The 12,788-nt window shown below is 73.8% G+C and carries 14 protein-coding genes; 7 read left to right on the top strand and 7 right to left on the bottom strand.

All coding sequences use genetic code 11. The annotated features are described in order from the left end of the window. Nucleotides 1–13 precede the first annotated feature (13 nt). Nucleotides 14–1,273, bottom strand: coding sequence for an SGNH/GDSL hydrolase family protein (locus GGE06_RS34485; RefSeq protein ID WP_184932634.1), 1,260 nt, complete (start codon nt 1,271–1,273; stop codon nt 14–16). A gap of 28 nt (nt 1,274–1,301) precedes the next feature. After that, nucleotides 1,302–1,880, bottom strand: a complete 579-nt coding sequence (locus tag GGE06_RS34490) for a TetR/AcrR family transcriptional regulator (RefSeq protein WP_184932635.1) — start codon at nt 1,878–1,880, stop codon at nt 1,302–1,304. 121 nt (nt 1,881–2,001) lie between these two features. Between GGE06_RS34490 and GGE06_RS34495 the strand changes: the two genes are divergently transcribed. From GGE06_RS34495 to GGE06_RS34505, 3 genes are read left to right on the top strand one after another with little or no spacing between them, the layout of a single operon-like run. Next, nucleotides 2,002–2,841: an SCO6745 family protein gene (locus GGE06_RS34495; RefSeq protein WP_116160577.1), complete on the top strand. Its 840-nt coding sequence runs from the start codon at nt 2,002–2,004 to the stop codon at nt 2,839–2,841. Between the two features lie 58 nt (nt 2,842–2,899). Next, nucleotides 2,900–3,562 carry an HNH endonuclease family protein gene (locus tag GGE06_RS34500; RefSeq protein ID WP_181924617.1) on the top strand — a complete coding sequence of 221 codons (663 nt, stop codon included), beginning with the start codon at nt 2,900–2,902 and terminating at the stop codon, nt 3,560–3,562. 44 nt (nt 3,563–3,606) lie between these two features. Then, nucleotides 3,607–4,356 carry an N-acetyltransferase gene (locus GGE06_RS34505; RefSeq protein WP_116160578.1) on the top strand — a complete coding sequence of 250 codons (750 nt, stop codon included), beginning with the start codon at nt 3,607–3,609 and terminating at the stop codon, nt 4,354–4,356. A gap of 71 nt (nt 4,357–4,427) precedes the next feature. Here GGE06_RS34505 and GGE06_RS34510 read toward each other — a convergent pair whose 3' ends face one another. Together GGE06_RS34510 and GGE06_RS34515 are read right to left on the bottom strand one after the other, a co-directional pair. After that, nucleotides 4,428–5,174: a LolA-like protein gene (locus GGE06_RS34510; RefSeq protein WP_184932636.1), complete on the bottom strand. Its 747-nt coding sequence runs from the start codon at nt 5,172–5,174 to the stop codon at nt 4,428–4,430. Between the two features lie 77 nt (nt 5,175–5,251). Further along, a complete protein-coding gene (locus GGE06_RS34515) occupies nt 5,252–6,040 on the bottom strand; it encodes a DUF4190 domain-containing protein (RefSeq protein WP_116160580.1) in 789 nt (262 codons plus the stop codon). A 253-nt stretch (nt 6,041–6,293) separates the two neighbouring features. Here GGE06_RS34515 and GGE06_RS34520 point away from each other — a divergent pair, with 253 nt between their 5' ends. The 4 genes from GGE06_RS34520 (at nt 6,294) to GGE06_RS34535 (ending at nt 11,151) form a co-directional block, all read left to right on the top strand. After that, nucleotides 6,294–8,351 (top strand): N-6 DNA methylase, encoded by a 2,058-nt coding sequence (locus GGE06_RS34520; RefSeq protein ID WP_184932661.1) that lies wholly within the window; start codon nt 6,294–6,296, stop codon nt 8,349–8,351. 127 nt (nt 8,352–8,478) lie between these two features. After that, the gene (locus GGE06_RS34525) at nt 8,479–9,060 is read left to right on the top strand and encodes a hypothetical protein (RefSeq protein WP_116160581.1); all 582 of its coding nucleotides are present in this window, start codon (nt 8,479–8,481) and stop codon (nt 9,058–9,060) included. Next, nucleotides 9,057–10,631 (top strand): serine/threonine-protein kinase, encoded by a 1,575-nt coding sequence (locus GGE06_RS34530; protein WP_116160582.1) that lies wholly within the window; start codon nt 9,057–9,059, stop codon nt 10,629–10,631. The genes GGE06_RS34525 and GGE06_RS34530 overlap by 4 nt, the downstream gene beginning before the upstream one ends. Nucleotides 10,632–10,758: 127 nt before the next feature. Then, nucleotides 10,759–11,151, top strand: a complete 393-nt coding sequence (locus GGE06_RS34535) for an LppU/SCO3897 family protein (RefSeq protein WP_116160583.1) — start codon at nt 10,759–10,761, stop codon at nt 11,149–11,151. 55 nt (nt 11,152–11,206) lie between these two features. Here GGE06_RS34535 and GGE06_RS43550 read toward each other — a convergent pair whose 3' ends face one another. From GGE06_RS43550 to GGE06_RS34550, 3 genes are all read right to left on the bottom strand, one after another. Next, nucleotides 11,207–11,551: a hypothetical protein gene (locus tag GGE06_RS43550; RefSeq protein WP_116160584.1), complete on the bottom strand. Its 345-nt coding sequence runs from the start codon at nt 11,549–11,551 to the stop codon at nt 11,207–11,209. After that, the gene (locus GGE06_RS34545; protein WP_184932637.1) at nt 11,548–12,201 is read right to left on the bottom strand and encodes an RNA polymerase sigma factor; all 654 of its coding nucleotides are present in this window, start codon (nt 12,199–12,201) and stop codon (nt 11,548–11,550) included. Before GGE06_RS34545 ends, GGE06_RS43550 begins: the two co-directional genes overlap by 4 nt. Before the next feature lie 87 nt (nt 12,202–12,288). Then, a complete protein-coding gene (locus GGE06_RS34550; RefSeq protein ID WP_116160586.1) occupies nt 12,289–12,600 on the bottom strand; it encodes a hypothetical protein in 312 nt (103 codons plus the stop codon). Nucleotides 12,601–12,788 lie beyond the last annotated feature (188 nt).

The raw sequence follows: 12,788 nt of genomic DNA on the forward strand, positions 1-12,788 counted from the left end.
CCCCACGGCTCTCCTACAGCGCGTCGAGGTCCAGGGCCTCGGCCATGGCCTGGTAACCCGCGTCGTCCGGGTGGAGGTGGTCGCCCGAGTCGTACGCGGGGAGGATGCGGCCCGGGTCGGACGGGTCGGCGACGGCGCGGTCGAAGTCGACGACGGAGTCGTACGCGCCCGAGGTGCGCACCCAGGCGTTGAAGGCCTGCCGCTTGGCCTCGTTCTCCGGGGTGTCGTAGAAGGAGCCGCCGACCGGGGTGAGGGTGGCGCCGACGACCTTCAGGCCCTTGGCGTGCGCCTGCCGTATGAGGGTGCGGTGGCCCTCGATCAGCCGGTCCACCGACACCTCGGGCGTCGGGCCGCCGGGGAAGGCCGGGCCGCTGCCGCCGATGTCGTTGAGGCCCTCCAGGAGGATGACCGTGCTCACGCCCTTCTCGGTGAGCACGTCCTTCTCGAACCGGGCGACGGCCTTCTCGCCCGCCCAGGTGGTGTCGTTGACGACCTGGTTGCCGCCGATGCCGTGGTTGAGGACGGCGCGGGACCGGCCGGAGGCGGCGAGGCGCTCGGCGAGCTCGTCCGGGTAGCGGTTGTCGGCGTCGGCGGTGGAGCCGACGCCGTCGGTGATGGAGTCCCCGAAGGTGACGATGCCGTCGCGGCGGGCGGTGTCGCGGCCGCCGGTGACCTCGACGCCGGAGAGGAAGTACCAGGAGGTGCTGGTCTCCCCGAACGCGTCGCCGGAGAGGTCGGCGCGGTGGTCGCCCTCGGCGCGGTAGCTGGTGGCCGAGGAGAAGGAGTGGAAGGTCGCCGGGCCGGTCGCGTCCGCGAGGTAGAGGGTGACGGTCAGGTTCTCGAAGGCCTTGACGGGGAGGGGTGCGGCGTCGCTGAGGAGGGTTCCGCCGGCCGGGATCGTCACGGACGGGCGGCCGTCGAACCGCAGGGTGCGCACCGAACCCGGCTGTACGGCACTGCCCTTGGCCGTACGGGCGACGGTCGCGCCGGCGATCCGCAGCGGGCCGGTGCCGTAGCGGTTCGTCAGCTCGATGCGGGTCCGGGTGCCGGTGGCGGTGACGCGGACGACCTGGCGGACCGTCTGGTGGTCGAAGCCCCGCAGTGACCAGTTGGGGCCGAACGGCGCGGTCGCCGACTGCGGGGACGCGGCCCAGGCGCCGCGCCAGGCCGGTCCGTGGCCGCCGGTGTCGGCGAGGGCGGTGGGGGCTAAGGCGAGGGTGCCGGTGGTGAGGAGGGCGAGGGCGGTGCGGCGGAGGGTGTTCGAGGTTCGCATGTCTTGGTCAATTACGGGCTGACGAGGGCTATTCCCCGCCCCGGGAGGGGAGTTGGTTCGTGAAGACCAGTCCGGTCAGCGAGCGGAAGTACTCCTCGGGGTCCCGGTCGCCGATCGCCGCCGTCACGTTCTGCGTCAGGAGCAGCGTCGCGAAGCCGTGCGCGAGCGACCAGGCGGCGATGCCGGCCGTACGGGCGTCGGGGACGTCCGGCAGGCCGGCGACGCCCGCCCGGAGTTCGGCGGAGGCGTGCTCCTTGGCGGCGAGGAGGTCCGGGTCGTCGGCGCGCAGCAGCTCCGGCTGGAACATGACCTGGAAGTGCGCGGGGTGGGCGACGGCGAAGCGTACGTAGCGCACTCCGCGTTCGCTCAGCTCGGGGGCGTCCCCGAGCGTTTCGGCGAGGAGCTCGTAGCCCTGGGCGGCGATCGCCGTGAGCAGGCCCGTGCGGTCCTTGAAGTGGTGGGCGGGGGCCGCGTGCGAGACGCCCGCGCGGCGGGCGAGGTCGCGCAGGCTCAGCGCCCCGGGGCCCTCGGCGGCGATCACGTCGAGTGCGGCGGCGAGGACGGCCTGCCGCAGGTCGCCGTGGTGGTAGGTGCTCCGGCTCGTCATGGCAGCAGCCTAGCCGCAATCTAGGCATTGACAAGTTCGGCGGGGCGGGCGCAATCTTGTCAGTGTCAAGTTCGAGGGCCGATGGAAGGAAGACACCGTGGAGACCGCTCGCGTACGCCAGATGTGGCACCTGCTCGAACCCCTGCACTCCGTGCTCTACTACGCCCCCGAGGCCTTCGACGAGGCCGGTGCCCTCGGCTACGGGACCGCCGACCGCTGGCCCTCCTACTTCGCCTGGCGCGCCGCCGCCCTCGGCCCCGTCGGGCCGGTCCGGGTCGCCTCCGCCTTCTACGGCTTCAGCCCCGAGAAGGTCGCCCGGCACGTCCCCGCCGCCTGGGAGGTCGCCACCCCCGCCGACGTCCTCGCCGCCCGGCTCCGCGCCGTCGACCGGAGCTACCGGACCCTCCTCGGCGCCGAGGTGCTCGAAGGCCCCGCGCTCGCCGAGGCGGCGGGGCTCGCCCGCCGCGCCGCCGGGTCGGCCGGCCTCGAAGGCCGCCCGCTCGCCGCCGCCCACGCCGAACTGCCCTGGCCCGAGGCCCCGCACCTCGTCCTCTGGCAGGCGGCGACGATCCTGCGCGAGCACCGCGGCGACGGCCACATCGCCGCCCTGATCGCCGCAGGCCTCGACCCGGCCGAGTCGCTCGTCTCCTTCGCGGCCGTCGGCGCCGCGGCCGCGCACGTCTTCGAGACCCGCGGCTGGAGCGCGGACGCCTGGAACGCCGCCCGGGAGCGACTGAGGGCCCGAGGGCTCGTGGACGCGACCGGCCTCGCCACGGACGCGGGCCGCGCCCTGCGCGCGGAGGTGGAACGGCGTACGGACGAACTGGCCGCCGGACCCTGGGACGCGCTCGGCGCCGAGGACACCGCCCGGCTCGCCGACCTCCTCGGCGGCCCCTGGCTCACGATCGTCGGCTCCGGCCTGCTGCCCGGCGAGAACACCCTCGGCATCGGAAAGAGCTGAGGACGCTCCGGGAGCATCGGTACGAAGGTGACGTAACCGCCCGGCCTAGGATTCGAGGGTGCTGACGTACCGAAGGACCCTCGCCGCCTCGACGCTCGCCGTCTCCGTACTCCTCACCGCGGCCTGCTCGCCCGGCGGCCCGGGCGACGGGCCCGCCGCGCGCGGCACCGCGCTCGCCGCCGTGGACACCCTCACCGTCAAGGGCCGAGCCCCGAAGACCGGTTACGAGCGGGAGAAGTTCGGCCGCGCCTGGGCGGACGTCGACGGCAACGGCTGCGGCACCCGCGACGACATACTCAAGCGGGACCTGACCGGCGTCCGCTTCACGGACGGCCACTGCAAGGTCGCCTCCGGGACCCTCACCGACGACCCGTACACCGGCACCACCGTCCGCTACGTCCGGGGCCGCTCCAAGGTCGACATCGACCACGTCGTCGCGCTCTCCGACGCCTGGCAGAAGGGGGCGTCGAAGTGGGACGGCGAGACCCGGCGCCGCTTCGCCAACGACCCGCTCAACCTGCTCGCCGTCGACGCGGCGACCAACCGCGGCAAGTCCGACGGCGACGCCGCCACCTGGCTGCCGCCGAACCGGGCCTACCGCTGCGCGTACGTGGCCCGGCAGGTCGCGGTGAAGAAGAAGTACGGGGTGTGGGTGACGGAGGGGGAGCGGGACGCGATGAAGAAGGTCCTCGGCACCTGCCCGCAGCAGAAGCTCCCGTAGAAAAAACGGTTGGGCACTCCGTGAACGATCTTTAACCTGGCCGTATGGACCTGAACATATCGACCCTCGCCGAACGACCCGAGCTCGAAGGGGCGATGTGGTCCATGAAGGACCTGTGGCCCGAGTTCATGATGTACGACCCGGTCGGCTGGGCCAACATGGGCCGGATCGTCCGGGAGTTCCCGGAGTACGTCCTCGTCGCCACCGACGCCACGGGCGCGGTCGTCGCCCGCGGCTTCAGCGTGCCCTTCCGCCTCGACGAGGAAGGCCGCCGAGAGCTGCCCGCCCGGGGCTGGGACGAGGTCCTCAACTGGGCCTTCTCCGACCTGCGGCACGGCCGGGAGGCCGACACCGTCAGCGCGATCGAGATCACCGTCGACCTCGACCACCTCGGCAAGGGCCTCTCGCACCGGATGCTCGCCGCCATGCGGGCGAACGCCGGCCGGCTCGGCTACGCCGAACTCGTCGCCCCGGTCCGCCCCAACGGCAAGCACCTGGAGGCGCGGGCCTCCATCCACGAGTACGCCTTCCGCACGCGCGAGGCCGACGGCCTGCCGCACGACCCGTGGCTCCGCGTCCACGTCCGCGCGGGCGGCGTGATCGAGGCGGTGGCCCCGGCCTCGATGACGGTCTCCGGCTCCCTGGAGCAGTGGCGGACGTGGACCGGCCTCCCCTTCGACACGGACGGCCCGGTCGAGGTCGAGGGCGCCCTGGTCCCGGTCCACTGCGAGGCCGCGCGCGGCTACGCGGTGTACGTCGAGCCGAACGTGTGGGTCCGGCACCGGATCGCCTGACGCGTCCGACGCACGTGTGAGAGGGCCGTTCCCCCCCGGGTGACGGCCCTCTCACGTATGTGGGTTGTCGCTCAGCCGGTCGTGACGACGTCCTTCGCCGCCGGGACCTTCGCCTCGACCGGCTTGCCGTACTTCGAGAAGGTGATCGTCCCCGGCTCGTCGCCGCCCTTCGTGACGATCCTCAGGACGTACGGGGTGCCCTGCGTGGCCACGTAGACGGTGCTGCTCTCGCCGCCGTCGCCCGGCTCGGTCAGGGCCAGCGCCTTCTGCCCGCCGACGGTGGTCTCGGCGCCCTTCACGATCCCGCTCGCGCCCTGCTCGAACCCGCCGAGGAGGGTCTTCAGGTCGCAGAGCTCCAGCATGCCCTGGTTGTCGGGGTCGGAGACGGGGCCCTTCACCCAGCGGCCCTTGAGGTCCTTGACCATGGCGTCCTGTGTCTCCGGGCCGTCCTCCTCGACCTGCTCGCGCAGGAAGGCCTCGTCGAAGCGCATGTACACGCTCTTGCCGCCCGGCCTGATCAGTTCGACCGTGCGGTCCACGCCCAGGGTCAGGGTGCCGGTGCACCGTCCCTGGGTGTCGAGGGACAGGTAGGCCTTGAGCGGATCGACAGGTCCCTGCTCGTCGACGTCCACGGTCACGGACTTCGCCGCCCTCGTCGCCGCGAAGGCCTTGTCGACGATCTGCGAACCGGTCATCCCCCCGAAGGGCCCGGCCGGCTTCGCGTCGTCCGCGACCGGGCCGCAGGCGGCGCCGAGGGCGAAGGCGGCGCACAGGACGGCCGTGACGGCGGTGCGACGGGTGCGGGGCTTGGCGTGCATGGGAGCTTCTCCGAGGGGGTGGTGCGGGGGTGGGGCCCCGAAGGGCCCCGGTCCTTGTGGTGCGTGTCGGGCCCGGGTCAGCCGATCTTCAGCTCCCACTGCGAGGCGTCGTACGTGATGCCGGGGTTGACCTCGACGGTCAGGTTCTTGGCGTCCTTGGGGGCGTCGAAGGCGGCGGTGATGGTGGCCTTCTTGCCGGGCATGATGGTGCCCTCGAAGCCCTTGCCGACCTTGTTGTCGTAGATCTCCTCGGCCGCGACGCCGTTCTTGCCGGCGGTGGCGCTCAGGCTGACGAGGGCGGTGTCGAACTTCTCCTTGCCCTTGTTCTCGATGACGACGGTGACCTGGTAGGCCTTGTTGCCCTTGGTGTGGCCCACCGCGTACTCGTCGGGGGAGTACGGCTTCGGGTCGGAGACCGTGACCGTGAGGTCGTCGTCGTAGACGGAGCTGTCGCCGTCCTCCAGGCCCTGGCCCTTCTTGTCGGCCTTGCCGGCGTCGCCCGCCGGGGCCTTGCTCGTCGGGTCCTTCGGGGCCGAGTCCTTGATCCCCTTGTCGATCTGGTCGACCGCGTCGCTGACGGCCGTGACCACGATGACGATGCCGACGACCGAGAGGATCAGAGAGACGAGGCCCAGGATCGCGCCGGTGAGCGCCACTCCCTTGTTGCTCGCCTCGCCGCGCTTCACGCGGCCCTTGCCGACGAGCCCCAGGATCAGCGCGATCACGCCGAGGATGCCGGCCAGCCAGAACAGGAACGGCATGAAGCCCGAGATCGTGCCGATGATGCCGAGGATCAGGGCCGCGGTGCCGAGGCCGTTGCGCATGACCTGCGGGGCGGCGGGCGGGACCTGGGTGTCGTACGACATGGGTGTGTCCTCCCGGACGAAGACGATGTCTGGTGCGATGGGTCAATCACAGCAGAGCCTGTGAACCGAGTCAACACGGTTCACGAAAAACAGATCGACTCACACTGTGAAGTGGTGGAGTGGGCGTTCCTCGTTAGGATTGGTGTCACAGTCAGAGGGGCGAGCCACAGGGGAGTTGGGTCACGTGCCGGAGAACGCAGCAGAGGCGGGTGCGGAGCGGACGGGTGGCGCGGCGGAGACGCCCGCCGCCGAGGTGACCGCCGCCGGGATCGCGCGGCTCGCCGGGGTCGGCCGGGCCGCCGTCAGCAACTGGCGCCGCCGTCACGCCGACTTCCCCAAGCCCGTCGGCGGTACGGAGACCAGCCCGTCCTTCGCCCTCGCGGACGTCGAGGAATGGCTCCGCGCCCAGGGCAAGCTGGCCGAGGTCCCGCTCAGGGAGCGCGTCTGGCAGCAGGTCGCGGGCCACCCGGCCGGCGCCGTCACCGCCCTCGTCCACGCGGGCTGCGCCCTCCTCCTCGTACGGGACAGGTCCGCGGCCTGGCCCGCGCTCGCCGAGCTCCCCGACGTGCGGCTCGCGGAGGTGCTGCCCGTCGCCCTGGAGGAGACGCTCACCGAGCGGCTCGGCCCCGAGCGGGCCGTCCTCACCCCCACGGCCCCCGCGCTCGCCGCCTCCGTCCCGCTCCTGCGCGGGGCCGCCGAACTCGCGGCCGAGACCGGGGTCCGAGGGGCCTTCGAGTTCCTGCTCGGCCGTCACCTGGACGCCAACCCCCGGCAGTACACGCTCACCCCGCCCGGCCCCGCCGCCCTCATGGCGGCGCTCGCGGCGACCCCGAGGCGGGGCCACGAGGCCGCCCCGCTCACCGTCCTCGACCCCGCCTCCGGGACCGGCGGCCTGCTGAGCGCGGTCGAGCGTCCCGGCGCCGTCTGCGGCCAGGACGCCGACCACGACCTCGCCGCGCTGACCGCCCTGCGCCTGGCGCTCGCCACCGACGCCGACATCCGCGTCCGGTCCGGCGACAGCCTGCGCGCCGACGCGTTCCCGACGCTGGCGGCGGACGCCGTCCTGTGCCACCCGCCGTTCAACGAGCGGAACTGGGGCCACGACGAGCTGGCCTACGACCCGCGCTGGGAGTACGGATTCCCGGCCCGCACGGAGTCCGAACTCGCCTGGGTCCAGCACGCCCTGGCCCGTCTCCGCCCCGGCGGCACCGCCGTCCTGCTCATGCCCCCCGCCGCCGCCTCCCGCCGCTCGGGCCGCCGCATCCGGGCCGATCTGCTCCGCCGGGGCGCCCTGCGCGCGGTCGTCGCCCTCCCGGCCGGCGCGGCGCCGCCGTACGGCATCCCGCTCCACCTCTGGGTGCTGCGCAAGCCCGTCCAGGGCGAGCGCCCCCCGGCCGAACTCCTCCTCGTCGACGCCGCCTCCGAGCAGGCGGGGCCGGGCCGGGAGGGCCGCGACCGGCTCGACTGGCCGGCCGTCCACTCCGCCGTCCTGGACGCCTGGACGCCCTTCGACCGGGACGGGACCCTCGCCGGGACCCCGGGCGCGAGCCGTTCCGTGCCGGTCATCGAGCTCCTCGACGACGACGTCGACCTGGCCCCCGCCCGCCGTCTCCCGCCGCCGGCCGCCGCCGAGGGCGTGGCCCAGCTGGCCGCGGTGCGCGAGCGGCTGACCGAGACGCTGCACCGGACCCGCGAACTGACCCCGCCGCCGCTGACCGACCCGGCGTCCGTCGGCGCCGGGGCCGGCCGGCCCACGACCACCGTCGGCGAACTGGCCCGCGCCGGCGCCCTGGTCCTGCGCGCGGGCGGCGTGGGCACGACCCCCGCCGCCACCCCGGTCGCCGTCCTCACCGACCACGACGTCCTCGCCGCCCAGCCGCCCTCCGGGACGCTGCCCGACGGCCCGCCCGAGGAGCCGGTCCTCCTCGCGGCCGGGGACGTCGTCGTCCCGGTCCTCGGCGGCGTCACCGCCGTCCGGGTCGTCGACGCCTCCGCCGAGGGAGCCGCGCTCGGCCGCAACCTTCAGCTGCTCCGCCCCGATCCGGCGGCCCTCGACCCCTGGTTCCTGGCCGGTTTCCTCCGGGCCACCGCCAACACCCGGCAGGCCAGCAGCTACGCGTCCACCGCGACCCGGCTCGACGTGCGCCGCCTCCAGCTGCCGCGCATGCCCCTGGCCGAACAGCGCCGGTTCGGCGAGCGGTTCCGGGCGCTCGCCGAGTTCGAGGAGTCGCTGCGGCTGGCCGCGCGCCTCGGCGACCAGTTGGTCCAGGGCCTGTACGACGGCCTGGCGGACGGCACGGTCGCCCCCTGAGGCCGCGCCGCTTCTGATCGCTTCGACAACGGTTCCGGGTATCCCGGAACCGTTGTCCGCATGGGTGTATACGCTCGTCTCCGCACCCCGATCCGTCCCGAGGATCCGTCCGAGCAGGAGCAGCAGGATGTACGGCCCTCCGCAGGCCCCACAGGTTCCGCAGCCGCCGAAGAGCCCCGCCTCCGGTGGCCGGATCGCGCTGCTCGTCCTCTTCTCCCTCCTCGCGCTGCTGAGCTGCGGATTCCTGGCCTGGACGCCGATGCTGCGGCTCGCGATCGTCACCCGCAGGGCGCTGGACTGGGTGCTGTTCGGTCTGACGTTCCTGGTGGCGTCGGGTCTCTTCACGTACGCGGGCGTCACCGGCGACGAGGAGCCCACGACCACGGAGTCCTTCGTCGCCGTCGGCATCATGGTCGCCCTGGTGGCGGGCTCGATCACGTACTACCTGGTGACCGAGATCCGTCGCCTGGACCGGCCCGGCGCCACGGCTCCCGCGTTCCTCCCGCCGGGGTACGACCCCGGTGCCGCCGTCACGGTCCCGAGCCCGGGTAACCCCAACCCGTACGCCCGCCCGGTCGTCCCGCCCCCGGCCGTCCAGTCGCCCCAGCCGCCCGCCGTTCCCGGGCACCGCATCGACCAGGTCCGCGCCGAGCTGGACGAGCTGAGCGACCTGCTGCGGCACAAGAGGGAAGACGACGGTCGCGCGTGAACGGGCGGGTCATCGGGGGGCGTTACGAGCTCTCCACCGTCATCGGGCAGGGCGGGATGGGGCAGGTCTGGACGGCGTACGACGGGCGGCTCGACCGCCGGGTCGCGGTGAAGCTGCTGCGGCCGGCCACCATGACCGGCCCCGCCACCGCCGCCGACGAGCTGCGGCGCCGCTTCGTGCGCGAGTGCCGGGTGACCGCGCAGGTCGACCACCCCGGCCTCGTGACCGTGCACGACGCGGGCAGCGACGGCGACGACCTCTACCTCGTCATGCAGTACGTGCAGGGCGCGGACCTCGCCGACCACCTCGCCGAGCACGACCCGTACCCCTGGGAGTGGGCGGTCAGCGTCGCCGCGCAGCTGTGCGCGGTGCTCGCCGCCGTGCACGCGGTGCCGATCGTGCACCGCGACCTCAAGCCGCGGAACGTGATGATCCGCCCGGACGGCACGGTGCTCGTCCTCGACCTGGGCGTCGCCTCCGTCCTGGACACCGACACCACCCGGCTCACACAGACCGGTTCGCCCATCGGCAGCCCGGCGTACATGGCGCCGGAGCAGGCCATGGGCGGCGCCGTCGGCCCGTCGACCGACCTGTACGCGCTCGGCGTGCTGCTCCACGAACTCCTCAGCGGGAACGTGCCGTTCGCCGGATCCACCGCGCTCGGCGTGCTGCACCGCCATCTGTACGAGCCCCCCGCCCCGCTCCGCCGGCTGCGCCCCGAGGTCCCCGAGGCACTCGAAGCGCTGGTCCTGCGGCTGCTCGCCAAGGACCCGCAGGCGCGGCCGTCCGGCGCCCACGAGGTGTACGAGCAGCTGCTGCCGCTGCTCCCCGCGCGCGGCGCCCCGGCGGGGCCGATGGACCCGACCCGGCCGTTCCTGCGCCCGCACGCGCCCTGGCCGGACCGGCCTTCGGTGAGGACCGCGACGGTCCCGGTCCCGGTCCCGCCGGTCCCGGTCGCACCCCCGCGCGCGCAGCCCGACCCCCGTACCGACCCCCGGGTGTACGGAAGCGCGGCGCCCGTGCGTCCGGACGTGGCCGCTGCCGTCGAGGAGGTGAAGCGGCTGCTCGGCGAGGGCTCGCTCACCCAGGCCGTGGACATGCTCGGCAGCATCCTGCCCGCGGCGGCGGCCGAGCACGGCGAAGGGTCACCGGTCGTCCGGATCCTGCGCAAGCAGTACGCGTCGACGCTGATGGACGACGGCCAGTACCGGCGCGCGCTGCCGGAGCTGCGCCGGCTCGCGGAGGAGCGCGGCGCGGAGGCGGGTCCGGCGGACCCGCAGTTCCTGCAGTTCCGTTACGACGCGGCGCTGTGCCTGGAGCAGTTGGGGGAGACGGCCGCCGCGCTCGCGGAGTTCCGTGCCGTCCTGCCGTACTACGAGCGGGATTCGGCCCGGGCCTTCGACATCCGGCAGAGGATGGGGCTGCTGCTCCTGGCGACGGGCGAGCACACGGCCGGTCAGGAGGAGCTCCAGCGGCTGCTGTTCGACGCGGAGCGTGCGTACGGCCCGTATCACCCGCTTCCGGTGGACTTGCGGCGGGCGCTCGACCATCAGCGCCGGCTCGGTCCGTGACCTTGAGGTGGCGAGAGGATCACGACTCGGCAACTGATCGGGAAGTGGATCTTCATGATCCTTTTTGCCTGTTTTGGTGCATGTAACGTTCGCGTCTGATCATGTCCGCGCCTCGCAAGGATTCCCCATGACGACGCCTCCCGCTCCCTTCACCCCCGAGCAGCAGCCCGCCGCCCCGGCGCCCGCGAAGAAGGGTGGCGCGCTCCTCAAGAAGGTCGGCGGCTTCGTCGTCGTCCTCATCGTCGGCCTCGCCGTGAAGCTCGGCCTCCCGCACCTCACGGGCGACGCCCCCGTGCACGCCGAGGCCGGCGAGTGCGTGACCGTCACCGGTCCCGACAACGACCCCAAGGTCGACACCGTCGACTGCTCCTCCGGCAAGGCCGACCTGTTCAAGGTCTTCAAGGTCGTCGACAACACCTTCGACCTGAACGCCTGCGGCGAGGAGCACTCGGCGCTCGCGCAGCAGCTGGGCTCGGACAAGTTCGTCCTCTGCCTGGACGAGGTCAACCCGAAGCAGTAGTCGCGCGCACCGCCGAGAAGGGCCGGAACCCGTCGGGTTCCGGCCCTTCTCCGCGTCACGGCGACCCCACCGGCCGGGGCTCCGTGACGGCCGGTCCGCTCGGGGCCGGGGTGGGCAGCGGCGGCACGGGGGTGTGCACCGGCGGCGCCGGCGTGATCACCGGGCTACGGGCGGGCAGCACCGGGGCCGGGGCCGCGGGACCGTCCGGGAACAGTGCGAGCAGGCATGCGGCGGCCACGGCGGCGACCGCCCCGAGCACCGCGAACGCGACCGCGCGGACCCGGTGCGTCCCCCAGCCGCGCCCCTGCGGAGGCGCGTCGCCGCGCAGGTCGCGGTAGGTCACGAGGGCGGCGCGCGCGGCGAGGGCGGCGCGCAGCCGCTCCTCCACGGGGCGTGTCATCGGCCTGCCTCCGGTTCCGTGTCCAGGCGCTTCTCCAGTCGCCTCTCCAGGGCGTCGAGGGCGCGGCTCGCGGTGGACTTCACCGTGCCGCGCGAGAGGCCCAGCGTCTGCGCGATCTGCGCCTCCGTCAGCTCCGACCAGTAGCGCAGCACCAGCACCTCGCGCTGCCGGCGCGTCAGTTCCGCCAGCGCGTCGAGCACCTGCCGGTGCTCCTCGGCGAGCAGCAGGCCCTCGTCGACGGGCGCGCCCGAACCCGGGTGGGGCGGGGTGTACGCGCGCGCGGTACGGCGTCGGCGCAGCAGGGAGCGGGCCGCGTTGACGACAGCGGTGTGCAGGTACGCCCCCGGGTCCTGGAGTCCGTCGAGCGAGGTGCCGTACGCGCGGCACAGGGCGGCGAACGCGTCCTGCACGACGTCCTCGGCGGTCGGCAGGTCGTCCACCAGGAAGAGCGCGAGCCGCACCATGTCGAGCCGCCGCGCCCGGTAGAGCTCGGTGAGCGTGGGGGCCGGCTCGCCGTCGTACGGAGCGCCGACGGCCCGCAGATGGCGTTCCCGCACCGGTACGCGCGTGTCCCGGGCCGCACGGGACACCCGCGCGAGCAGCCGGGACCACCAGGGCGGCGCCATGGTCAGGGGGAGGGCGTACGGCATGGGCCTCGATCCGTCGGGGTCGGGGAGGGGGGAGGGAAGGGTGCGCGGGCGGACCCGGGGGCGGGTCCCCCCACGCACCCGGTGCTGCTACTTGCCGGGCGCGATCACGCGGGGCGCGTCACCGGCGGGCGCGGGAACCGGCGCGGGCGTGGGCTTGGGCGCGCTGACCTTCGGCGCGGCGGACGCGGGCGCGGGGACCGGCTTCGGCGCGACCGGCTTCGGCGCGGTGACGACCTTCGGTGCGGCGGGCGCGGCATCCGGGGCGACAGGGGCCGGCTTCGGGCCCGAGTCGGCGACGGCCTGCGCGACGAACCCGCCGCCGAGGAGCAGCACGGCACCGGCGACGGCGCCCAGGAGTCGGGGACGGGGGCGGTAGTCGCGCTTGGCGTGGGTGGTCATGGGGTTCTCCCGAGGAAGTGTCGGAAACACGGTCTGGAACATCAGCTGAAGGGCGCCTTCAACCCACCAGACGTGCGGCACCACCCGAGGTTGCGACGAGTGTCCGAGAAATTTCCGCCCCGGGACGGGGGAGAGGGGGAGAGAAGGAGAGGGGAGTACGCACCTCTCGCACTCTCAACGTATAGCGG

This window comes from Streptomyces nymphaeiformis (genome assembly GCF_014203895.1).
Taxonomy (GTDB): Bacteria; Actinomycetota; Actinomycetes; order Streptomycetales; family Streptomycetaceae; genus Streptomyces; species Streptomyces nymphaeiformis.